This is a genomic window from Brachyspira suanatina, from assembly GCF_001049755.1.
GTDB classification, from domain to species: domain Bacteria; phylum Spirochaetota; class Brachyspiria; order Brachyspirales; family Brachyspiraceae; genus Brachyspira; species Brachyspira suanatina.
This window is the reverse complement of sequence record NZ_CVLB01000003.1, coordinates 240,306-261,513: the sequence shown is the minus strand read 5'-3', so window position 1 is coordinate 261,513 and position 21,208 is coordinate 240,306. Positions and strand designations below refer to the sequence as shown.

The window sequence follows — 21,208 nt, the reverse complement described above, 5'->3', positions numbered from 1 at the left end:
AATTTAATATTTTGGGTGTAAAAAATAGGACTTTTTCGCATAAAAGAACTTGCTATCTTTTGGAACAGAGTTATTGTCACACCATAATAAATAATTAAAGAAGAGGTAATTAAAAATGAATAAAGAAGTAATAAAAAATGTAGAGTTTATATTAAATCAATTATTTGATACAGATCATTTAACAATAGAAGTTCTTAGTAATCAAATAAAAATATTTGCATACGGAAAACATATTGCCGATTTTACATTCTGCTATGGAAAGTTTTATACGTTAAACTACCACATTCCAAGTCAAAATTGCATAGGTGATGTTGATATAACAGATAGAGATGTCTATGGAGATTTATTGTTGTTAATGTCTAAAATGGTAAGAACAAAAAATCATGGTAATATAATGAAAATATTAGAAACCATTATGATTAAATAAATGGAGGTTATATATGCAGGATAAAATAAGAACATTAGAAGATGCCAAAAAAAGATTAGGTAATAATTTATTAATATTAGAAAATAAAAACAGTATTATAGTATTTGATAGAGAAAAATATGCTTTACATAAAAAAAATGTGAACTGTATAGTTTTTACTAAAGAAGGGAAATTTAAATATTATTCAAGTATGACTAATGATTTAAGATTATATAAAAGATTATATAATCAACTGTCAAAGAAAAGATAAAGAAAAATAATTTTTTGTAGGGCTGCCAAAGACAGTCCTATTTTTTGCCTTAATTTTAATAAATAAGTGAGAAAAAAATAACTTTTTTGGGAAAAGAACTTGCTATCTTTTGTAACAGAGTTATTGTCATCACATAAATAATTAAAAATAAGAGGTAATTAAAAATGGTTAATTTTAGTTTGAATGATATAAAAGAAGGATTAAAAGAATACTACTCAGAAAAAGCAGCTGAATTATTAGCAGAACATTTCGTAATAAAAGAGCAAGGATCAAGTTTACCAATTTTAGCTTCATTAAATAAAAATAATGAATATGAAGTATCTATAGCCTATGATATTATAAGAGATAATTATAAAGAGTTTGATACAGAGGGTTTTATTAAATATTTAGAAGGAAAGAAAAAAGTATATGGAGATGAAATATTAACTAGTGATGATGATTTAATAATATGCTGTATGAAACAATAATATAATTATTATATTAAATGAGGGGCATTAAGCCCCTTATTTTTTTGCCTTAATTTTAATAAATAAGTGAGAAAAAATAACTTTTTTACGGAAAAGAACTTGCTATCTTTCGCAACAGAGTTATTGTCATCACATAAATAATTAAAAAAGAGGTAAATAAAATGACAACTTTTACATTAGATAGTATTACTAAAAAAATATTAGAAAACACTAATTTTTCTAAAACTTCATCTGAGGCTATAGCTAAATTTATAATAAAAGATGCTAGCTTTTCACTTGAAGGAGGTTTTTTTTCAAGGAGATATGATAAAGAAAAAAAAGAACTTATAATTGATCTTAATATAAAAGTAATAGTAAATCTATTTAAAGAGTTCACTACTAAGGAATTGGTAGATTTTATTAAAAATAAAAATTATCTATTTTTCAAAGAAAAAATAATGGCAAAAGGTCCTAATTATATATTGTATAGAATGTAATTTTATAAAAAATGAGGGGCATTAAAGCCCCTTATTTTTTGCCTTAATTTTTAATAAATAAGTGAGAAAAAATAACTTTTTTGCGGAAAAGAACTTGCTATCTTTTGGAACAGAGTTATTGTCACACCATAATAAATAATTAAAAAAGAGGTAATTAAAAATGATTAAATTAAGAATGTTTTTTATAATTTATGAAAAGGCTTTAGATTTAGTAGAAAAAAAAGAATATGATGGTGCTGCAGATCAATTTGAATATTTACTTGAAATGCTAGAAAATAATAAAAATGTTATAGAAGATTATGAAGAATTAAAAGAAAGCATTAATAATAATATAGCAGGATGTAAGCTATTTATGAAAGGACTTTAATAGTAAAAATAAGGGGAAAATTAAAAATGATTGACTTAAAAGAACTTTTTACTTTGTATAAAAAAGCATTTAAAGCATTTGAAGATAAGAATTATAATGAAGCTTCATTCCAATATAAAGTATTATTAACATTACTAGAAGATCATAAAGAATATATAAATAATTATGATGATTTAAAATTAACTATAGAAAACAATATAGATTTGTGCAATAAGCTAGAAAACTTTTTTTAATTAACAAAAAAAGAGGTGGTGCATACCACCTATTTTTTTACCTTAATTTTAATAAATAAGTGAGAAAAAATAACTTTTTTGCGGAAAAGAACTTGCTATCTTTTGGAACAGAGTTATTGTCACACCATAATAAATAATTAAAAAAGAGGTATTTAAAAATGATTAAATTAAGAATGTTTTTTATAATTTATGAAAAGGCTTTAGATTTAGTAGAAAAAAAAGAATATGATGGTGCTGCAGATCAATTTGAATATTTACTTGAAATGCTAGAAAATAATAAAAATGTTATAGAAGATTATGAAGAGTTAAAAGAAAGCATTAATAATAATATAGCAGGATGTAAGCTATTTATGAAAGGACTTTAATAGTAAAAATAAGGGGTATTAAAGCCCCTTATTTTTTGCCTTAATTTTAATAAATAAGTGAGAAAAAATAACTTTTTTGCGGAAAAGAACTTGCTATCTTTCGCAACAGAGTTATTGTCATCACATAAATAATTAAAAAAGAGGTAATTAAAAATGATTCAATTAGAGAGATATTTTAGAATATACGGTGAGGCAACTAAGGCATTAAGAGAATGCAGATATGAAAACGCTAGCTATTTATTTAATTTGTTATTATCTTTTTTTGAAGAAGATAAAGAATCTATAAAAGATTATGAACATTTAATAGAAGTATTAAAAAAGAATATAGAGGCATGTGACATATTAAATAATAATAATATTTAATTATGATATTGAAAAATAATGGGCTTAAAAGCCCATTATTTTTTGCCTTAATTTTAATAAATAAGTGAGAAAAAAATAACTTTTTTTGGGAAAAGAACTTGCTATCTTTCCAAACAGAGTTATTGTCATCACATAAATAATTAAAAAAGAGGTAATTAAAAATGAATAAACAATTAAAAAAAGAATTAGCAATAATAAAAAACAATAATAAAGAGGCTACAAAAGCAATAAGGGAATTATTAAGTAATGATAAATTAGATGTTGATTTGAATAGATATAATGCAGAAGTTAATTTTAATAATGAGGAGATAGTAAGAACTGATAAAGATAGAGATGGAAAAATAATATCTTCTTTCAGAGTATATAGCATGAGAGTAGATACTAATACAAGCGATGATATTATAAATAATTATGCAGATTTTTTAGAATTATCATCAAGAATGATGAGAAAAGAAATGCAAACAAAAATAAATGAATTATTAGGTTATTATATAACAAAAACAGAGGCAGAAATAAATAATTTAAATATTGCTTAAGATAACAATGAATATACAGCTTTATTATATATAAAGCTGTATATAAAAAATATAACTTTTTAGAGAAAATGACTTGCTATCTTTCGACAAAGAGTTATTGTCACACCATAAATCATTAATTAAAAAGAGGTAATTAAAAATGAATAAAAAATCAAAAAATCATAAGCAATTAGAAGCATTAGAAAAAAATAATAATAATGAAGCTACAATAGAAATAAGAAAATTATTAAATAATAATAATTTATTTGCAGACATACGAGAATATGATGCGGCAGTATATATAGAATATTATATAAATGGAAAAAGAAGATACGATGAAGTTATAGGAGCTCACATTAAAGATAATAAAACTGTATGCAATTATCCAGTTTACTCTACTTATATAAGTGATGAAACAAACAAAGAGTTTATGGCACATTATGCAGTATTATTAAAGTTATCATCTAAAATATTAGAAAAAGATACAATTAGAAATAAAATTAACAAAATATTAACTAGATATATGAATAAAATAAAATATGAAATAGACAATTTGAAAGTACTGTAAACCTTTTTTTAATTATTTAAATGGATACTTTATATATAATAATATATAAAGTATCCAGATTATAAGGTAAATACACCTTCGCTTTCATAAATACTTGTCGTATCTTCAAAATGATTTTTAATCACTCTATGAAGAGCCATAATAGAGGCTACAACACCATCTATTCTTTTATATGATCTTCTTCTGTCAGGTTTTACAGGAAGATAATTATCTCTACCATCTGTTTTTACTTCACAGCAGCTTATCATCCAATTAAGAACTGCATTATTACCATGTAAAAGTTTTCGTTCATCTATAGTTTTTTCAAATAAAGAAGTTCCTTCAGATAAACCTCCAACAGCAAAAGACTGCCTAACCTGTTCCATTTTGAAGCCTTCGCTTTCTAAGTGTGTTACTATTTCAATAGCTTTCCAAGGGTCATAAGCTATTTCTATAATTTCAAAATATGCAGCATCATTTAAGATTGAAGATTCTATAACATCAAAATCTATTATATCACCGCTTGTTAAAGTAATTAAACCTTGAGAAGCCCATAATTCATAAGGTACTCTGTCCTCTTTAGAACGCTGCCTGATATTTTCTTGAGGCATAAAGAATCGTGGCAGAAGTATATATGGACCATTATCAATAGAATCAAAACATAAAACATAAGCCGCTATATCTCTTGTCGTTGCCAAATCTAAACCAATACATGCCTTCCTGCCTTTTAATTCATTTATATTTATATTTTGATGTGAATAAGATTTAAGCCACCTGTCAGAAGAAATCCAAACCTCGCTTGCCTGTGTCCAAACATTCAAGTTCTTTGTAAGAATATCTGTTCTTTGAATAGGTTTATCTAGTCCTTCTAAAAGCCTAGATTTTAGGTAACTGTCTTTTACAGAAACATTTATATTAGGATTAGCTTGAAAAATAATTTTATTTATTAATTCTTCCTGCTTTGAAACATCTTCATTTTTATTTAACTTTTCTTTATATTCAGACATAAATACCCAAATATCATTGATGTTATCAGGCTCGTATATTATAGTAAAATACTCATCATTATTTAATGAACCTTGTAATACTTGCTTTGCATATTCATATTCAGAAAAACATACTGAAGATTTATCAAATCCAGCCGTAGTAATTATAAATATAAGAGGCTGCCTTCTAGCTCCCATTCCAGATTCAAGAACATTTAATAATTCATTATCAGGATGAGCATGGTATTCATCTACTATAACTAAATGCGGATTTAATCCGTCTTCAGTATTGCTGTCCTGTCCAAGCGGTTTGGATTTTGAGGCAGTATCTTTTTTCTTTGTAATTGTAGAAGTTTGTTTATATGTAATCGCTTCTTTATTAAGAGCTTTTGCTTTTCTTATTTGCCTTTCGCTTTCACTCCATGCAATTTTCGCTTGATCTTTTTTAGTAGCTATATAGTATATTTCAACTCCAGCCTCTGCAGGACTGTCGCAGAAAAAACAATAATTACCAATGCCAGATGCAAAAGTAGTTTTTCCATTCTTCCTGCTCACTTGAACATATGCTTTTTTGTAACGTCTGAGTTTATTTTCCTTTCTTCTCCATCCGAATATACTTGCTATTATAAACTGTTCCCAAGGCTCTAGTATAATATTATGATTTGCCCATTCTCCTTTCGTATGTACTAAAGATTGAATAAAAGTAATAGGACGTTTAGCTTCGTTCTCATCAAAATAAAAAGGATAATCATTATTTTTTGATTTTTCTATATCGTCCAAATGCCTTTTCACAGATAAAAAAGCAGCTTGACAGACTGGTAATTCTTTATTTATAACTTTATTGATATATTCTTCATAAGTATACATCATATTTAACCATTTATCATTTTTTCAAGCGGATCATCCTCTTCTATAGTGTCAGGTGCAGGAACTTTCTTTTTAGAAGCAGGAGTTAAACCGAACTCGGTAAGCATTTTAGTATATGCTGTTATAGCTTTATGATATGCTAAATATTCGCCCATTGTTTGAGAGTTTTTACCTGCTAAATATCCAGCTATAGAACCGCCTTCATTAATCATAGCTTCATAAAGATTCATAGCATCACCATAATGCAGACATAAAAGTTCAAATGCTGATAAATCGGCATCTCCAAGCATATTTTTTTCAGCAAAAATAGGAGCAAGTTCTTTCCATTTTTTTAAAGAATACCCACAAAAATATTCTGGTGCCGTAGGCATGCTTTTAGCAGGATTTGGTATTTTAACGGCTTTTTTTGGCTTATTTTGGGCATTTTTTGGGGCTTTTTTGGCTTTATCGGGCATTTATACTCCTGAGATTATAATTTAGTTAAAAATCTACATTAATAATAAGTAATATAATATTTTATAACTAGACAAATGTCCGCCTATGGCGTAAAAAAAATAATTCAGGAGCTTTTTCGATATAGGCAGACAGTCGTCTGGTTAGGAAAGTTGTTATTGGAAATTATTTCTTGAAATTATTGATAAAACTTAATAATATATTTTCAAATTCATTTATTTTATATAATGATTTTTTAGATTTTGTAAGTTTATAAGAAGCATTTGCTCCTTTTTCCATACTAACTAAATTACCTGCCTTACCTGTTAAAATATCAGACTTAGACCATATATTAAAATATAAATCATCTGGAGAGACACCTAAACAAATTATAGCCTCATATTTTCTATGATATCTTATATGGTTAAATTGAAAATTAAAATTTGTATCTTCAGTTGCAGTTTTTATCTCAAAATCAATATTTTCTATTTCTATATCATATGCATTTTTATCTCTTACATCTGTAGACTTTTTAGAAAGTTTAGAATTGATATTTAATTTATTACATAATTCATGAATAAAATCCTGACCAACACTTCCTACACCTGTATTAGAAAGTGTTTTTATTTTTTTAAATTCGGCATTATCCCATTTAGAATGATTATGATATTTTTCTAAAATATGTAAAAATAATTCACTATAAATACTATCAGGCATTAACAATTCCCCTATCTATTAAGGCTTTTTCTATATGATACATACTTATATGTCTGCAATTATGCGTTGCCAAATTACTGTAATCATTCCAATTTATACTGTTTAATATATTTTCAACTTTTTTTTTAGATTTTTTTATTATAATACCATATCCGCATACATATTTTACTTCTGAAAAATCTTTTACTAATTTAGGCTGTTGTGTATAATATGTTCTTTGAAGAAAAAAATCAGCATTATTCATTTTTTCTATTCCGCAAGTTCTTTCTTTTCTAGTATCAACAGTAAATATATCTACCCAATCATCACAAGACTTCTTTTCTTCTAAATCACTATTCCCTTTTTTCCATATTTGCCATAAAGCATTCACAGTAATTTTTTTATTATCTAATCTATAAAAACTATCATTTGGAAGTATTTCAGAATGTACTAACTTCATATTGTTTACTCTATTTTTTGGAGAACCTTTTCCATCACTCTGAAATGACATAGGCAATATAAATCCTATATAATCAGCATATTGTGCTGCTGAGTTCATAAAAGCTAAAGCAAGCCAAGCCCTGTAACCAAATGGAGGATTACCTATAAATATATACTTTTTAGTCAAATCATCAGGCGACCATAGTAAAAAATCTTGTTCCAATATACCATCAGATAAAGGCATTAAATCTAATCCTATTTTATTTTTTGAATCTAATAAATTAAAAAAAGCACCATTACCAGCTGAAGGTTCAACAAAAGTATAGTTTGATATATCTATTTTTTCTTTGTCTAAAAAAGATAATAGATTATTGTAGCAATATTTAGCAGTATCTTCTTTTGTAAAAAATTGCTCCAAATCTATTTCTTCTGGATTTATCCATTTAGGAAATATTCTATTTTTAATCCATATTTTATTTCTTTTAGCAATAATATTATTCTTACTCTCTTCAAAATCTTTATATAACATTAGATTTTTACCCTCTACATATCGACATATATTATATTCTATCTTAAAAAGATAAAAAATCAATAATAAAAAACTAAAAATACAGTATATACAAATACCGTAATAAGTAAAAATAAAGGCACACAGTGGGACTTTAAGTTCTTGTAATAAAATAACAATATAAAACTTATATTTCCTTATATTTTTTTATATATTATATGTCTGTAATAAAAAATATAAGGAATTATATAAAAAAATGGCTATTTCCTGATTTTAGCCATATAGATGGAAGTAATTTTTTATCAATTCAAAATGATAAAACTCTATCAGCAGTCAATCCTAATACTGCTTTAACTTTCTCTACAGTATTTGCATGCGTGAGAGTTATAGCAGAAACAATAGCAACTTTACCTCTTTTTGTATATAAAATAAATGGAAATAATAAAGTAAAAGCTAAAGATCATTCTTTATATAAATTATTGCATGACTCTCCTAATGAAGAATGCACATCCGTATCATTTATAGAGAGTCTAATCACCCAAATACTTCTTCAAGGCAACGGTTTTGTAGAAGTAGTAAGAGATAATTTTAACAGAGTAACAGAACTTTATTTAATAGATTCTAATAAAATTAAAGTATATAGAGATTCAAATGGTGATAAAATGTTTGAATACTCTGATGATGGAGGAATAATCACTTTATCTCCAGCACAAGTTATGCATATAGCAGGACTTGGATGGAACGGAGTGATAGGATACAGTCCAATAGCTATGATGCGTAAGCAAATAACTACAGGACTTTATCAAGATAATTTTGCATTAGATTTCTTTTCTAATGGCGTTAAAAAAGTTCCAATTATTTCACATCCGCAAAAATTAAGTTCAGATGCTAAAAAAAACTTAAAAGAAAGCTTCAGAGAGGCTTGGGAAAAAGGTATAGTTGTTCTTGAAGAAGGAATGAAAATAGAGCCTGTGACAATGAATTTGTCAGATGCTCAGTTTTTAGAAAGCAGAAGATTTTCAGTAGAAGAAATATGCCGAGTGTTCCGTGTACCTCCTCATTTAATCGGTGATTTAAGCAGAAGTACAAATAATAATATAGAACATCAAAGTATAGAGTTTGTTACTCATACCATAAGACCTTGGTGTGTTCGTATAGAAAAAGCATTAAACGGCTATTTATTAAGCGAATCAGAAAGAAAAAAATATAATATAGAGTTTAATTTGGACGGACTTTTGAGAGGCGATACTCTTACAAGACAGCAAGCGAATCAAATCAAATTGAATAATGGTGTTCTTACTAGAAATGAATGGAGAAGACAAGAAAACCTTAATGAAGTAGATGATGAATATGGAGATGAGTATTTCGTTTCTCAACAAATAAGACCAATAAAAACAGTTTATGAAGAACCTAAAGAAACTGAAGACAATCAAAACTTTAATATAAATAATAATGATAAAAATAAAAAATTAGAAGAGGAAGATAAAAATGCCAGTGAATAATAATGAAATTAGAAGTATAGATATTGATATCCAAAAAAGCACAGACACCGAAGGTGAACCTCTTAAATTAAGAGGCTATGCTATTGTATATAATTCTTTAAGTGAGCCTCTTTATGGTGATTTATTTAGAGAGCGTATAAACAGAGGTGCTTTCACTAAATCATTATTAGAAAATGATCAAGTATGTCTTTGGGGACATGACACAAGATATGTACTTGGCAGAAAAAGTGCTGGCACACTAATTTTAAGAGAAGATGATAAGGGCTTATATTTTGAAGTTTCTTTACCAAATACTACTTGGGCAAGAGATTTAAAAGAAAGCGTAGACAGAGGCGATATAAAGCAAATGTCTTTCGGCTTCAAAGTAGTAAGAGAAAATTGGCTTGATAATAAAGAAACATTAAAAGAATATGGAATGCCTATTCGTGAAGTAGAAGAAATTACTTTGCATGAAATATCATTAGTAACATTTCCTGCTTATACAGAAACAAATGTTAGAGATCAAAATAATGATGCATATATTCCAAAACCACCTGATAAATCTATACCTATAGAGAATGATGGCTTTGAAGATAGAAGTAAGGAATATAAGCGAAAAATACAATATCTAAAAATAAAAAATAAATAACAACAAGGAGTATCAAATTATGAAACCAGAAGAATTAAGAGCTTTAATAGAAAAACTAAAAAATGAAAATGCTTTAGCTTTAACAACTCTTGATGAACTTATGCAAAAAAGAAATGCATATTCTTCTATGAGTATAGAAGAGAGAAACATTAAAAAAGATGATATATCAAAATTAGATAATGATATAGATACTTTAATGCAGGTTATAGAAAACAGAAATAAAGAGATAGAAAGATATGATAAACTTCTATCGCTTCAAACTAATTCTTCTATGAATAAAAGAAATACAGCTGATAATTTAGATACTTCCGATGCTGATAATGAAGCTGAATTAAGATCTAAAGTAGATAGATGGTTTAGAACAGGCAATGATAAAGAGATAAGGGAAACACTTCAGGCAGGAGTTGCTGAAGGTGGCGGTAATACTATCGCACCTCAGTATCTTGTAAAAGATATTATAAAAGAACTTGATAAAACTGTACGAATAAGAACAAGAGCAAATATAATTCCTGCTATGAACGGATATTCTAATATAGGAATACCAACGCTAGAAAGTGATTTAAATAATCTTGAATGGACATCAGAAATAGGTGAAGTTCAAGAAGATGCTAATATGGCTTTCGGTAAAAGAGAAATGAAAGCAAATCAATTAACTAAATTGGTAAAAATTAGTAAGAGATTAATAAAGCAGAGCAATATAGATATTCAAGCTTTTGTACAGCAAAGAATAGCATTCAAATTAGCAGCTACATTGGAATATAATTATTTATATGGCAATGGAACAGATAAGCCTTTAGGAATATTCGCACAGACTTCAGATAATACAGCCGCTATTCCAACTGATAGAGATATCAAAGTAGGAACTGCAAATGCTGCTATAACTTATGATGGTTTAGTAGATGCCGTAAGCGGTTTAGAAGGCGGATACCAAAATGGTGCGGTGTGGATGCTCAATAAGAAAGCTATTGCGGCATTAAGAAAATTAAAAGATAAGCAGGACCGCCCTATTTGGCAGGAAAGTTTAGTAGCAGGACAGCCTAGTGTTTTACTTGGAATACCTGTTATACAGAATGACTTTATAGAAGATAAGCTGGAATCTACAAAATACTTCGGTTTTTTAGGAAACTTAAATTATTATTGGATCATGGACAGTTTATCAATGGAGTTGCAGGTTCTATATGAATTATACAGCAAAACAAATCAGGTAGGTTTCCAAGTAGGATATTGGGGAGACGGTGCTCCTATACAAAAATCAGCATTTGTAAGATTATTAGCAAATGATCAAGCGTATGCAGCTTAATAATTTTTAATAAGGCTTTTATATGAGTAGCAATCCTAAAAGTATTGATAACACTATAGATATTGATGTTTCTAATGTAATCGACAAAGGCGTGCTTTCGCAAGAGGCAGAAGATGATGACAAACGTAGTTACTTTGACTGAGTTTAAAAAGTTTCTAAACTTAGAAGGCATTGATTATGATGATGATATACTGCAATTGGCTTTAGATAGTGCAATCAGCTATTGTAATAAAGTTAATGAAACAGAATACAAAAGAATTGATTGTCCTCCTGAAGTTAAGTATGCAATTCTTGGACTTGCTACTCATTATTTTGAAAGCAAAACAGGAGAAGCCAGTCAAAGTGAAAAAGTAGCTTTGGAAGGTGTGCATAGATTATTGGCTATAGCTAGGGAAAAGTTTACTTTATGAAAGTGGCTAAACTGATACATTCTATAACTTTTTATATATCTGAATATGTAGATAATAAAAATGGAACAGGAAAAACTCAATTAAAAGAATTAAGAAAAGTTAAATGTTCTATTGAAGATATAACATTTAAAGATATACAGCAAGGTAAAAGAAAAGATTTAGAAAGAACTTTAAAAGTACATACTCATTATTTCAAAGAGTTTGATACTAAAGGAATGATGGCCAAAATAAATAATGAAGATGATATTTATGAAGTAATTTATAGAGAAAATGTTTCATATAAAAATATAGAATGTATATTTACAATAAAAAAATTGATAAATAATAAAAGCGGATAATATGTCAGGTGTTATCAGAAAAACTTCTATAAGTATAAAAGGACTTGATGAGTTCAGAAAGACTTTAGAAGAACTAGGCGGCGATTTCAAGAAAGCTATAAAAGCAGGAGCTAGAAAAGCAGGAAATGAAATTGCAAAAGAAGCCAATGCTGAGGCAAAAAGTAGAGGCTGGAGTGAAAATAAATACTATGATGTAAAAGAAAGAAAATCATCAAAAGGAAGCGACACTTCAGTAGCTATAAAAGTTGGAACATTAGAAAAAAAAGGCGGCGGAGTTCCATCTAAGAACAAAATAAAATGGTATAAAGAACAGGGAGATAGATATTATGTACGCTTCCCTGAATATGGGACAGTTTCTCAGCCTCCTCAGCCTCTTTTAATTCCTATTTTTGAAAGTAAAAAAGATGTTATAGAAGAATATATAAAACAAAAATTACAGCAAGCAATAGACAAAGCAAACAAAAAGAATAAATAGCGAATGCGAGGCACAAAGCAAATTTATTTGCTTTGTATTTATAGCCGAGCAGGAGTATAACAATAATGATTGAGAATGCTATATATACAATACTTAAAGAATTAACAAAAAGAGAAGCGGACGGAGTTTATTTAGATTTCGTTTCTGATTCTCAAATAGATAAAAATAAAACATATATAGTTTATTCTTTAACAAGCAGCACACCGCATTATGAATTTGAATATGGCAGGAATGTTTATCAAATAGCAGTATATTCTAATGATTTGAGTAAAGCATTGAATATACAAAAAGCAATAGGCAAATATTTTACCAATTTAACAGCTATTATTGATGATACAGAAATATGCGGATGCAGCGTTTCAAATGAAACACATAACTATACTGAAGATTTTTATCAAGCTGTAAGCATAGTAAATATATTATATAAATATTAATTATAAGGATATTTTATGAGTCAAACACAAGTTCAAGAAAAAAGTACAATAAGATACGGAAGTGCAAAAGTTTTAATTGGAGATAGATTTGATAAACTTGTAGACATAGGGGCAGGACGCAATGTTAGTTTAAAAGAAACTATGTCTACAGCAGATATAGAAAGTGACAATGCAGGAACTATAGCTACTCTACAGACAGAGCATAAAATTGAGGTTTCACTTGATAGTTTAGAAATTAATTTCAAAAACTATGCTATGGCAAGAGGCGGTATTGATAATATAAACGAATATGATGGTAAAACAGAAGTTACAAAACAGTATGTGGTAGAATCAGATACATATAAAAGAGGTGAAGAAATAAAAGTTCCATTTAAGAATGCAGATGGAAGCGAAGTCACAATAACTAAAGTAGAAAAGAAAAACTCTATGGGAAATATTCTCATAGAAGAATCAAGCTACGAAAAAATAGGAACTAATGGAATAAAAATTACAGATAGTAAAATATCTCCTAGTACAGATACTTTAATTATAACATATACTAGAATAATGCCTAAAATGGTAAGAATGACAACAGGCGGAAAAAGTTCTAAAATAAAACCTAAATGCATAATGATAGTTAATACTAATGCTGAAGGTAAAGAATTTAGAATATATTTACCACAAGCTTCAATAGCAGGAGGCTTAGAGTTTACATTCCCTTCAGATAAAGCACAGGATGTATTAGTAGGGAAATTGAGTTTTACAGCAACTACATCAGGCAGTCAGCAAAGCGGAGAACAGCTTGCATGGTATGAAGATGAACAAGCAGTCAGCGATGATGAAAAAGATGAAGTTATAAAAGAGGAACTTACTTTAGAAGCAAACAAGGAAAGTTTAGATTTGAAAGTTGGTGAAGCACCGAATGTAAATCTTACAAGCAATGCTGATACTATAGATTATAGCTTAGAACCTACTGAGCAAGATTATTTTGATGCAGAATATAATGACACTGATAAGATATTTACTATAACAGGAAAAAAAGCAGGCAAGGCTGTATTAAAAATTATAGCTAAAAAAGCTGGATGTGAAGATAAAATAATAAGCATACCAATTACTGTAGCAGAAGTTCTTACTTTGGAAGCTAACAAGCAAAGTTTAGGCTTAAAAGTCGGAGAAAAACCTACTATAGATCTTATAAGCAACGCTGATACTATAGATTATAGCTTAGAACCTACTGAGCAAGATTATTTTGATGCTGAATATACGGATAAAGTGTTCACTATAACAGGAAAAAAAGCAGGAAATGCTGTATTGAAAGTAGTAGGTAAAAAAGCAGGCAATGAAGATATAACACTCAGCATACCAATTACTGTGGCAGAAGTTCTTACTTTGGAAGCTAACAAGCAAAGTTTAGACTTAAGAGTCGGAGAAAAACCTACAATAAATATTACAAGCAATGCTGATGAAATAACATATTTAATAGAGCCAGAAGAACAAGGCTTTATTGATGTTGAATACAATGATGCTGATAAAGTATTCACTATTACAGGTAAGGCAGCAGGCAGTGTAACATTGAAGATAACAGCTAAGAAAGCAGGCAATGAAGATAAACAATTAGACATTGTTATTAATGTTGCAGCTTAATAAAAAATTAGGAGGAAGTAAAGCTTCCCTATGATCTTTTTTTTGGGGAAAGTTTGAATAAGAATTATGGAAATAGTAATTACAGATTTAGAAGAGTTTAGTAAAAAGAAAGCAGTTTATGCTAAACTTGGAGATTATAACATTAATGTTAATGATCTATCTCTTAAAATAGCTCTTAAAGTAAATAATCACTTTAAGAGCATTCAGAACAATGAAGATTTTAATATAGAGTTATTGATTGATGAGATAGTAATTCCTCTTATAGAAAGACAAAATGCAAATGTAGATAGAGAAAAAATATTGGAAGAGTTTAATTATGATCAATTATTAAAATTACTGAATATGATATTTGAATCTTATCTTCATGCAGGAACTGATTCAAAAGAAACAAAAGAGGTTAATACAAAAAATAAAAAAAAAGAAAACTAATAAAAATAGAACTAATAAAATTGTTGGCACATCTAGCTCATAGTTATGGCTGGACAGAAGACTGTATGATGGAGATGAGTTTGCAAAGACTTCTGCTCTATTATACAGCTTCTTTAAATTTGCCTTATATAATCGAAGTTCAAGAAGAAACAAAGTCAGATAATAATGTAACAGAAACAAAGCAGGGAAATAAAACTATAAGAAGAGAAAAGCAAGGGCTTTGGGAAATAGAAACAATAATAACGGATAATTAAATAAATGAGTAACTTAAATGTCAGTATATATGCAGATGCTTCCCAAGCTATTGAAGCATTTGGAAAACTTAAAGATAAAACAACCGACTTAGAAAGAGGTTTTGATAAAATAGGAAAATCTTTTGATAAGTTCGGTTCTTTAGCTACTAAAAGTTTAACTGTTCCAATAGCTGCAGGAACAACAGCTTTTGCATTAGCAACTAAAAAAGCTACTGATTTTGATAATGGAATGCGTGAGGTTCTTACGCTTCTTCCTAAATTAGGGAGTGAAGGTTTTGAATCTTTAAAGCAGGAAACTTTGGCTTTTTCTAAAGAAATCGGAAAAGTACCTGAAGAAGTAGTACCTGCTTTATATCAATCACTTTCTGCAGGAGTTCCTAGAGAAAATGTATTTGACTTCTTAAAAACAGCAGCTGAAGCTTCAGTTGCAGGTGTTGCTGAATTAGAAACGTCAGTAGACGGACTTACTTCAGTGACAAATGCTTATGGAACAGAAGTTCTTAATGTTAATAGAGCTTCGGACATAATGTTTCAAACTGTAAAGCTAGGAAAAACTGATTTTACTCAGTTATCAAAATCTTTATTTAATGTCATTCCTACCGCTTCAGCATTAGGTGTTCAGTTTGAAGATATAGGAGCTGCTATTGCTGTAATGACTGCACAGGGTACGCCTACTTCTGTGGCTACAACGCAGATTAGGCAAGCTTTAGTAGAGCTTAATAAAGAAGGCAGCACCACAGATAAAGCGTTTAGAGAAATAGCAGGAACTAGCTTTAAAGAGTTTATCGAACAAGGCGGTACTCTTCAGGAAGCTCTGCAAATGCTTGCTGAAAAAGCTGCTAAAAGCGGAAAAGATGTTTCTAGTATGTTCAGCAGCGTTGAGGCAGGAAATGCTGCTTTGGCATTATCTGGAAAGAATGCTAGTAAGTTCAAAGATGCTTTAGATCAAATGAATAATTCAGCAGGTGCTACAGCTGAGGCATTCAAAAAAATAGATGATGGTCCAGCAAGACAGTTTGAAAAAATAAAAGCAGAACTTAGTGCTTTAGTAATAGAGCTTGGAAACAGCCTTCTTCCTGTTGTTAATGAAGATTTACTTCCTGTTATAAGAGATAAAGCAGTTCCTCTCGCTGAAAAAATGATTCTTACTATAATATCATTAATAAAAACATTCAGCGATTTGCCTGCACCTTTGCAAGCGGCAAGTGTAGGATTTGTTGCTTTAGCAGCAGGCTTCGGTCCTGCATTAAAAGGTATAGTAGGACTTGGAAAAGGATTAACAGAAGCTAAGAAAACTATATCAGATTTTAAAAATGCAGTATCTACATTAAAAACATCCGCTAGTTCTATTCAAGGATTAAGCACAGCTTGGAAAGCATTAAATACTGTTATGTTTGCAAGTCCTGTTGGAGTTATAACAGCTTTAACTGTAGGGCTTGGTGCTTTAGCAGTAAAAGCATATAAATTAAATCAGGAATATAAAGCATTAATAGAGACTTCAAACCAATTAGCTAATAGCACAAAAGAATTAAATGATAATGCTTTTAAAGATGTAGGTTTATTTGAAGAGTATCAAAAACTAGCTAGTGCCAAAGAGTTAGATGCAGCAGCTACTGAAAGATTAAGACAAGTAACTGATAAACTTACTAGACTATATCCTAATTTAAAAACTGTAGTTTTAGATGGAATAACCTATATAGATTCTGCTACTATGAAGTTAGAAGATTATAGAACGGCAGAAGAAAGTATACAAATACAAACTATAGAAACAAAAATAAAAGAATTAGAAGAAAAGCGAAAGATATATAATGCTGCTGTTGAAAATCTAAAAACTTTCTTATATTCAGCTGGTATGAGCGAAGGCCAAGCTAATGATGAAATATTAAAAAGGTCTGATTATAAAAAATTATCAGAAGTAGAAAATACATTAAATACATTAGAAAAACAAAGAAATGACTTAAATCAAAGTATGCATTTAAGACAGTCTCTAACTAGAGATGGAATAGATTTAGAGACTAAGGAAAAAGAAGCTAATGAAAAGAGCATTAATGCAATAAAAGGAAAATCTGATGCTGTAAAGACAAGCGGAAAAACTTATGAAGATTATTTAGCTCTATTGAAACAAGCGGAGGAAGAAGAAAAAAGAAGAGTCAGCAACCTTCGTAATATGGGTGCTGAAATAAGTGATGCTGAAGCTCTTGAAGCTAAAAAAGATAAAGTAGGTGCTATACTCACAGAAATGAGTACAGCATTAAACTTGAATACTAATCAGATAAAGTATTTAAGTGATAATTACGGATACGCATTAGACAGCATAAAAACTGATAGATTTTCAGAATTAGTAAAAGAAATAGAAAATAGTATATCCGCTTATGAAAGAGGTGTGGCAGTTGCTGAGGAGTTCGGTGATAAAGTAAGTGAAGCCGAACAGCAAGGACAGAAAAGCGAAATAGTAAGAAGCGGCATAGAGAGCATAACAAACGAATTAGAACTTACAACTGAACAAGTAGAAATATTAAAAGAGAAGTTTGGAGAGCTTTGGAAAACTCCAACTCAAAGCCTTGCAAGTTATTTTAGTGCCAATTGGCTTCAAATGCTTAATGACACAATCGGCTATACAAGTGATTTTTATTCTGCTGTGCAGGAAATGCAAATACAGGCTATAGAGTTTGAAATAGAAAAAAATGAGGAAAGAAAAGAAGCGGCATTAGAAGCGATAGAAGAAGAAAAGAAAGCAAGACTTGAAGCTATAGGAATAATGGAAAACTCTCAAAAGCAGAGTTTATTAAAAGAAATAAAGCAATTACAAAATAGACAAAAAGTTGCTCTAGGACTTTATGAGCAGGAGAGAATAAAAGCTGAACTTGAAGAGAAACAAAAAGAACTAGCTAAAATACAAATAGAAGAAGAAGCTAAAGCCAAACAAATGGAAGTAGAAAAAAACTACAATAATGAAAAGATGAGGCTTGAATATAATTCTCAAATGGAAAGTTGGAAAATGTCTTTGGCTCAGGCAACAGCTTCTTTAGCCCAGGCAGCAATAAACGCTCTAGCCTCAGCAATGGCAGTCCCTTTCCCTGCTAATTTACTTGCTTATGCTACTTTACTTGGAATTGTAGGAAGCGGTGCTATTAATTTGGTAACAATGAACCAAGCTAAACCGCAAGAGCCTAAATACTTAGCAAAAGGCGGACTTGTTGAAAGAAGAAACGGAGGAATTAATGCTGTAATTGGAGAGGGAGCAAGCGATGAAGCGGTTATACCTCTTGAAGATAGAATACTTTCAAAAATAGGAAGTCAAATTTTTGAAGCAAGTAAAGCTGAAGATGGCAGTTATTCTGTTGATACAAAAACATCAGAAACTGTATTCAATCAGCCTGTTTATTTAATGCTTGATGGAAAGATAGTGGCAAGTACTATGCTCAATTTAAGCAAACGAGGTGTAAAAGTTGTCAGCCAGAGAGGTATATTATGAGATTATTATGTAATAACATATTTAATCTATTTCCGTATACTATATCTGGAGGCGAAGATGATTTTTTTCCTATAGAAAATATGTTTAATTATCAAACTCTGGAAGTTGGAAGATTCAAAAGCGAAGAAGAGGCAAGTTTATTTTTAGATGGGAAAGGTACTATAAACTGTTTTGCTATTTTTAATACAAATATTAAAAATATAAATATAGAAATAGAAGATATATACGGCAATTTTATTTATTATAATGTTTATATAAAAAACAATTATGGAGTTTATAATATAGCTCCTGTTGAGTTTACAAGAATAAAAATAATTTTTAATAAAAAAGCAGACGGCAATATTATAGAATGCGGATATTTTATTATAGGAGAGGCAGTAGATTTCCCTCCTCATGATAAAACCAAAACGCATACTGTAAATTATACACATGAACAGTATTTTTCTCAAAGCGGTCATTATTTTTGCAGGAGGCTTCCTGTTAAAAGCTATGATACTTGGAAAGTATCTTTTCCATATTTAACAAATGCTGATAGAGATAAAATAATTAACTTTTTTAATGAAAATAATTTTGAACCTTTTGTTCTTCAAGTGTGGATTGAAGAAACTATAATGCCAAATACGGAAAGAGAACTTGGTATATATAATTATAGTAAATATGGAAAAGCTGTATACGGAAGTAGAACAAAAATTAATTATCCTAAATACTATATGAAATCAGGACTTTATGTATGTACTAATGATAAAATAGATTTTAAGAAAGGAAAGAATGATTTATATCAATATTCTACAGAATTAACATTTAGGGAAATTAAATAATATGTTTGAGTTAATATATGAACCTTCATGCATACCGCTTACAATTGAGGAAGGATATAAAAAACAAAATATTTTATTAAATAAAACTAGATTTTTATATACAGCTTTTGAAGGAATTAAACTTAATCATTTTTTAGATATAGAACCTCCTGTTTTAATGAAAGGTTCTATTTGTTTATTTTGTAATTCTATATATGAAAGTAAAGAGGACATAAAGCTTGTTGACAATAGCAGAGAAGAAGGCAACAGATATATAAGATTGAAGCTATCTAATAATGGTAAAAACTTAATTGCAGAATTAGTTACAAATCTTGATTGTTTTTATAATGAAGAACTTGGCGGATTTTATAAAGAAATCAATGGAGAGCTATATAAATATATAGCCTATTATATGTATTATGATGGTAATAGATACAATGGATATTATTTAGACAATTATAATAATGAGGTATATTAATGTTTAGAGTAATTAAAGAACCAACAGAAAATCCAAGCAATTTATTAGATAGCTATAGACAGCAGAATATCATTATGCAAAAAATGCGTATGCTTCATACTGCCTTTGATGGTATAAAATTAAATCATTGGAGTGATACAGACAGAGAACTTCCTGATATTTTAGCAGGCAGTATTTGTGAGTTCGAAGGAAGATTATTGGAAACAAATCAAACCATAAAATTGACTGATAATATTAGCAGCGGCGGTACAATTAAACAAGATTTAAGATTTATAAAACTTGTTATAGTAAGAGATTCTAATAATAAAGATAATGATTATTTAAGAGCTGAAATAGCAGGCGGATATAGTGAAACAGTTGGCAATGGATTTCCAACTTACGATTATGAGAATAGAGGTTTTTATAATTTAGATTCTAATGGAAAAGCAATAGAGAAATATTTAAGAATCTCAATGAAATATGACTCTAATTTAGGCGGATATGTAGAAAAGAAATATTGGAACATTAATGATATAAATAGAAAAGGTCAAACATTAAAAAGAAAAACAGTAAACTTTGGTGTTGGTACTCATGAGTTTAATTTCCCAAGTGATGTTAATAGTATTACAGTTCATATAACTTCAGGCGGTGGTGGCGGATGTGTTTATAGTTCTGAAGGAGCTTCAGGAGGTAATTCCCAAATATTAATAAATGATAAAGTTATAACAACTTGCGGAGCAGGCGGCGGTGGTAAATCAGGAAATATAGATGGAAAACTTGGCGAGAGAGCAGGAAGCGGAGGAGTAGCTACAGGAAGCGGAAAATTAATTCAAGGGGTACAGGGTGAAGCTCTAAATAGATTAAGTACTAACAGAATAGCAAAAGGCGGAAAATTAAATAATATAACATTGGCTAGCGGAGGTAATGGAGGGGATGGAGGAGTAGTAACAGGAGCATACACTGGTACAGCAGGTGGAGGAAGTGGAAGTGCTGCTATAGTGGATATTACAAGATCAATGCTAGGTACTTCACAGAAAATAAAACTTGTAATAGGTGGTGGTGGTGCTGCTGGTGTTACAGCAGGATATAAAGATTCAAAAAATGGAGAAAATGGATCAGCAGTTATAGAGTATATGCAAAAATAGG

Annotated in this window: 27 protein-coding genes and 1 pseudogene; 24 read left to right on the top strand and 4 right to left on the bottom strand. The window is 29.3% G+C overall.

The features are described from left to right. Window positions 1-115 precede the first annotated feature (115 nt). The 10 genes from BRSU_RS12925 to BRSU_RS12880 all read left to right on the top strand — a co-directional run bounded on the left by BRSU_RS12925 (window position 116) and on the right by BRSU_RS12880 (window position 4,031). Entirely contained in the window at window positions 116-427 is a 312-nt protein-coding gene (locus tag BRSU_RS12925) for a hypothetical protein (RefSeq protein WP_048596010.1), read from the top strand. A 13-nt stretch (window positions 428-440) separates the two neighbouring features. Then, window positions 441-677, top strand: a complete 237-nt coding sequence (locus BRSU_RS12920) for a hypothetical protein (protein WP_048596009.1) — start codon at window positions 441-443, stop codon at window positions 675-677. 164 nt (window positions 678-841) lie between these two features. Beyond that, complete coding sequence (locus BRSU_RS12915; RefSeq protein ID WP_048596008.1) at window positions 842-1,144, top strand: hypothetical protein; 303 nt, start codon at window positions 842-844, stop codon at window positions 1,142-1,144. A 161-nt stretch (window positions 1,145-1,305) separates the two neighbouring features. Then, window positions 1,306-1,620 (top strand): hypothetical protein, encoded by a 315-nt coding sequence (locus BRSU_RS12910; protein ID WP_048596007.1) that lies wholly within the window; start codon window positions 1,306-1,308, stop codon window positions 1,618-1,620. A 160-nt stretch (window positions 1,621-1,780) separates the two neighbouring features. Further along, window positions 1,781-1,987 (top strand): hypothetical protein, encoded by a 207-nt coding sequence (locus BRSU_RS12905; protein ID WP_048596005.1) that lies wholly within the window; start codon window positions 1,781-1,783, stop codon window positions 1,985-1,987. A gap of 26 nt (window positions 1,988-2,013) precedes the next feature. Next, on the top strand, window positions 2,014-2,220 hold the full coding sequence (locus tag BRSU_RS12900; protein ID WP_048596006.1) for a hypothetical protein: 207 nt from the start codon (window positions 2,014-2,016) through the stop codon (window positions 2,218-2,220). A 158-nt stretch (window positions 2,221-2,378) separates the two neighbouring features. Continuing rightward, window positions 2,379-2,585 carry a hypothetical protein gene (locus BRSU_RS12895; RefSeq protein WP_048596005.1) on the top strand — a complete coding sequence of 69 codons (207 nt, stop codon included), beginning with the start codon at window positions 2,379-2,381 and terminating at the stop codon, window positions 2,583-2,585. A 153-nt stretch (window positions 2,586-2,738) separates the two neighbouring features. After that, the gene (locus BRSU_RS12890; protein WP_048596004.1) at window positions 2,739-2,948 is read left to right on the top strand and encodes a hypothetical protein; all 210 of its coding nucleotides are present in this window, start codon (window positions 2,739-2,741) and stop codon (window positions 2,946-2,948) included. A gap of 161 nt (window positions 2,949-3,109) precedes the next feature. After that, window positions 3,110-3,484, top strand: coding sequence for a hypothetical protein (locus BRSU_RS12885; RefSeq protein ID WP_047104460.1), 375 nt, complete (start codon window positions 3,110-3,112; stop codon window positions 3,482-3,484). Between the two features lie 139 nt (window positions 3,485-3,623). Continuing rightward, complete coding sequence (locus BRSU_RS12880) at window positions 3,624-4,031, top strand: hypothetical protein (protein WP_047104462.1); 408 nt, start codon at window positions 3,624-3,626, stop codon at window positions 4,029-4,031. Window positions 4,032-4,090: 59 nt separating this feature from the next. Here BRSU_RS12880 and BRSU_RS12875 read toward each other — a convergent pair whose 3' ends face one another. The 4 genes from BRSU_RS12875 to BRSU_RS12860 form a co-directional block, all read right to left on the bottom strand. Beyond that, a complete protein-coding gene (locus tag BRSU_RS12875; RefSeq protein ID WP_048596151.1) occupies window positions 4,091-5,863 on the bottom strand; it encodes a terminase TerL endonuclease subunit in 1,773 nt (590 codons plus the stop codon). A gap of 5 nt (window positions 5,864-5,868) precedes the next feature. Then, the gene (locus tag BRSU_RS12870) at window positions 5,869-6,318 is read right to left on the bottom strand and encodes a P27 family phage terminase small subunit (RefSeq protein ID WP_048596003.1); all 450 of its coding nucleotides are present in this window, start codon (window positions 6,316-6,318) and stop codon (window positions 5,869-5,871) included. A gap of 163 nt (window positions 6,319-6,481) precedes the next feature. Continuing rightward, entirely contained in the window at window positions 6,482-7,012 is a 531-nt protein-coding gene (locus tag BRSU_RS12865; RefSeq protein ID WP_047104467.1) for a hypothetical protein, read from the bottom strand. Next, entirely contained in the window at window positions 7,005-7,961 is a 957-nt protein-coding gene (locus BRSU_RS12860; protein WP_048596002.1) for a hypothetical protein, read from the bottom strand. Before BRSU_RS12860 ends, BRSU_RS12865 begins: the two co-directional genes overlap by 8 nt. 197 nt (window positions 7,962-8,158) lie before the next feature. Between BRSU_RS12860 and BRSU_RS12855 the strand changes: the two genes are divergently transcribed. The 14 genes and pseudogenes from BRSU_RS12855 to BRSU_RS12790 all read left to right on the top strand — a co-directional run bounded on the left by BRSU_RS12855 (window position 8,159) and on the right by BRSU_RS12790 (window position 21,207). Further along, window positions 8,159-9,442, top strand: coding sequence for a phage portal protein (locus BRSU_RS12855; protein WP_048596001.1), 1,284 nt, complete (start codon window positions 8,159-8,161; stop codon window positions 9,440-9,442). Continuing rightward, window positions 9,429-10,070 carry an HK97 family phage prohead protease gene (locus BRSU_RS12850; protein ID WP_048596000.1) on the top strand — a complete coding sequence of 214 codons (642 nt, stop codon included), beginning with the start codon at window positions 9,429-9,431 and terminating at the stop codon, window positions 10,068-10,070. Before BRSU_RS12855 ends, BRSU_RS12850 begins: the two co-directional genes overlap by 14 nt. Before the next feature lie 19 nt (window positions 10,071-10,089). Beyond that, window positions 10,090-11,370, top strand: a complete 1,281-nt coding sequence (locus BRSU_RS12845; protein WP_048595999.1) for a phage major capsid protein — start codon at window positions 10,090-10,092, stop codon at window positions 11,368-11,370. A gap of 22 nt (window positions 11,371-11,392) precedes the next feature. After that, window positions 11,393-11,780: pseudogene (locus BRSU_RS12840) on the top strand (head-tail connector protein). Continuing rightward, on the top strand, window positions 11,777-12,118 hold the full coding sequence (locus BRSU_RS12835) for a phage head completion protein (protein WP_048595998.1): 342 nt from the start codon (window positions 11,777-11,779) through the stop codon (window positions 12,116-12,118). The pseudogene BRSU_RS12840 and the gene BRSU_RS12835 overlap by 4 nt, the downstream one beginning before the upstream one ends. Before the next feature lies 1 nt (window position 12,119). Beyond that, the gene (locus BRSU_RS12830; protein ID WP_048595997.1) at window positions 12,120-12,593 is read left to right on the top strand and encodes an HK97-gp10 family putative phage morphogenesis protein; all 474 of its coding nucleotides are present in this window, start codon (window positions 12,120-12,122) and stop codon (window positions 12,591-12,593) included. A gap of 65 nt (window positions 12,594-12,658) precedes the next feature. After that, on the top strand, window positions 12,659-13,027 hold the full coding sequence (locus tag BRSU_RS12825; RefSeq protein WP_048595996.1) for a hypothetical protein: 369 nt from the start codon (window positions 12,659-12,661) through the stop codon (window positions 13,025-13,027). 15 nt (window positions 13,028-13,042) lie between these two features. Further along, complete coding sequence (locus BRSU_RS12820; protein WP_245158114.1) at window positions 13,043-14,650, top strand: hypothetical protein; 1,608 nt, start codon at window positions 13,043-13,045, stop codon at window positions 14,648-14,650. A 66-nt stretch (window positions 14,651-14,716) separates the two neighbouring features. Continuing rightward, a complete protein-coding gene (locus BRSU_RS12815) occupies window positions 14,717-15,079 on the top strand; it encodes a hypothetical protein (RefSeq protein ID WP_048595995.1) in 363 nt (120 codons plus the stop codon). 23 nt (window positions 15,080-15,102) lie between these two features. Beyond that, window positions 15,103-15,333: a hypothetical protein gene (locus BRSU_RS12810; protein WP_245158113.1), complete on the top strand. Its 231-nt coding sequence runs from the start codon at window positions 15,103-15,105 to the stop codon at window positions 15,331-15,333. 4 nt (window positions 15,334-15,337) lie between these two features. Next, window positions 15,338-18,808, top strand: a complete 3,471-nt coding sequence (locus tag BRSU_RS12805) for a phage tail tape measure protein (RefSeq protein ID WP_048595993.1) — start codon at window positions 15,338-15,340, stop codon at window positions 18,806-18,808. After that, window positions 18,805-19,626, top strand: a complete 822-nt coding sequence (locus BRSU_RS12800; protein ID WP_048595992.1) for a hypothetical protein — start codon at window positions 18,805-18,807, stop codon at window positions 19,624-19,626. The genes BRSU_RS12805 and BRSU_RS12800 overlap by 4 nt, the downstream gene beginning before the upstream one ends. Before the next feature lies 1 nt (window position 19,627). After that, window positions 19,628-20,083 carry a hypothetical protein gene (locus BRSU_RS12795; RefSeq protein ID WP_048595991.1) on the top strand — a complete coding sequence of 152 codons (456 nt, stop codon included), beginning with the start codon at window positions 19,628-19,630 and terminating at the stop codon, window positions 20,081-20,083. Further along, window positions 20,083-21,207 (top strand): hypothetical protein, encoded by a 1,125-nt coding sequence (locus BRSU_RS12790; RefSeq protein WP_048595990.1) that lies wholly within the window; start codon window positions 20,083-20,085, stop codon window positions 21,205-21,207. Before BRSU_RS12795 ends, BRSU_RS12790 begins: the two co-directional genes overlap by 1 nt. The last annotated feature ends 1 nt before the right edge of the window (window position 21,208 follow it).

Coding starts and splice junctions, on each gene's coding strand:
- BRSU_RS12860 (WP_048596002.1), bottom strand. CDS start 7,961: ATGTTATATAAAGATTTTGAAGAGAGTAAGAATAATATTATTGCTAAA.
- BRSU_RS12870 (WP_048596003.1), bottom strand. CDS start 6,318: ATGCCCGATAAAGCCAAAAAAGCCCCAAAAAATGCCCAAAATAAGCCA.
- BRSU_RS12800 (WP_048595992.1), top strand. CDS start 18,805: ATGAGATTATTATGTAATAACATATTTAATCTATTTCCGTATACTATA.
- BRSU_RS12830 (WP_048595997.1), top strand. CDS start 12,120: ATGTCAGGTGTTATCAGAAAAACTTCTATAAGTATAAAAGGACTTGAT.
- BRSU_RS12925 (WP_048596010.1), top strand. CDS start 116: ATGAATAAAGAAGTAATAAAAAATGTAGAGTTTATATTAAATCAATTA.
- BRSU_RS12895 (WP_048596005.1), top strand. CDS start 2,379: ATGATTAAATTAAGAATGTTTTTTATAATTTATGAAAAGGCTTTAGAT.
- BRSU_RS12875 (WP_048596151.1), bottom strand. CDS start 5,863: ATGTATACTTATGAAGAATATATCAATAAAGTTATAAATAAAGAATTA.
- BRSU_RS12825 (WP_048595996.1), top strand. CDS start 12,659: ATGATTGAGAATGCTATATATACAATACTTAAAGAATTAACAAAAAGA.
- BRSU_RS12915 (WP_048596008.1), top strand. CDS start 842: ATGGTTAATTTTAGTTTGAATGATATAAAAGAAGGATTAAAAGAATAC.
- BRSU_RS12865 (WP_047104467.1), bottom strand. CDS start 7,012: ATGCCTGATAGTATTTATAGTGAATTATTTTTACATATTTTAGAAAAA.
- BRSU_RS12845 (WP_048595999.1), top strand. CDS start 10,090: ATGAAACCAGAAGAATTAAGAGCTTTAATAGAAAAACTAAAAAATGAA.
- BRSU_RS12900 (WP_048596006.1), top strand. CDS start 2,014: ATGATTGACTTAAAAGAACTTTTTACTTTGTATAAAAAAGCATTTAAA.
- BRSU_RS12890 (WP_048596004.1), top strand. CDS start 2,739: ATGATTCAATTAGAGAGATATTTTAGAATATACGGTGAGGCAACTAAG.
- BRSU_RS12815 (WP_048595995.1), top strand. CDS start 14,717: ATGGAAATAGTAATTACAGATTTAGAAGAGTTTAGTAAAAAGAAAGCA.
- BRSU_RS12850 (WP_048596000.1), top strand. CDS start 9,429: ATGCCAGTGAATAATAATGAAATTAGAAGTATAGATATTGATATCCAA.
- BRSU_RS12805 (WP_048595993.1), top strand. CDS start 15,338: ATGAGTAACTTAAATGTCAGTATATATGCAGATGCTTCCCAAGCTATT.
- BRSU_RS12855 (WP_048596001.1), top strand. CDS start 8,159: ATGTCTGTAATAAAAAATATAAGGAATTATATAAAAAAATGGCTATTT.
- BRSU_RS12885 (WP_047104460.1), top strand. CDS start 3,110: ATGAATAAACAATTAAAAAAAGAATTAGCAATAATAAAAAACAATAAT.
- BRSU_RS12820 (WP_245158114.1), top strand. CDS start 13,043: ATGAGTCAAACACAAGTTCAAGAAAAAAGTACAATAAGATACGGAAGT.
- BRSU_RS12880 (WP_047104462.1), top strand. CDS start 3,624: ATGAATAAAAAATCAAAAAATCATAAGCAATTAGAAGCATTAGAAAAA.
- BRSU_RS12790 (WP_048595990.1), top strand. CDS start 20,083: ATGTTTAGAGTAATTAAAGAACCAACAGAAAATCCAAGCAATTTATTA.
- BRSU_RS12920 (WP_048596009.1), top strand. CDS start 441: ATGCAGGATAAAATAAGAACATTAGAAGATGCCAAAAAAAGATTAGGT.
- BRSU_RS12905 (WP_048596005.1), top strand. CDS start 1,781: ATGATTAAATTAAGAATGTTTTTTATAATTTATGAAAAGGCTTTAGAT.
- BRSU_RS12835 (WP_048595998.1), top strand. CDS start 11,777: ATGAAAGTGGCTAAACTGATACATTCTATAACTTTTTATATATCTGAA.
- BRSU_RS12795 (WP_048595991.1), top strand. CDS start 19,628: ATGTTTGAGTTAATATATGAACCTTCATGCATACCGCTTACAATTGAG.
- BRSU_RS12910 (WP_048596007.1), top strand. CDS start 1,306: ATGACAACTTTTACATTAGATAGTATTACTAAAAAAATATTAGAAAAC.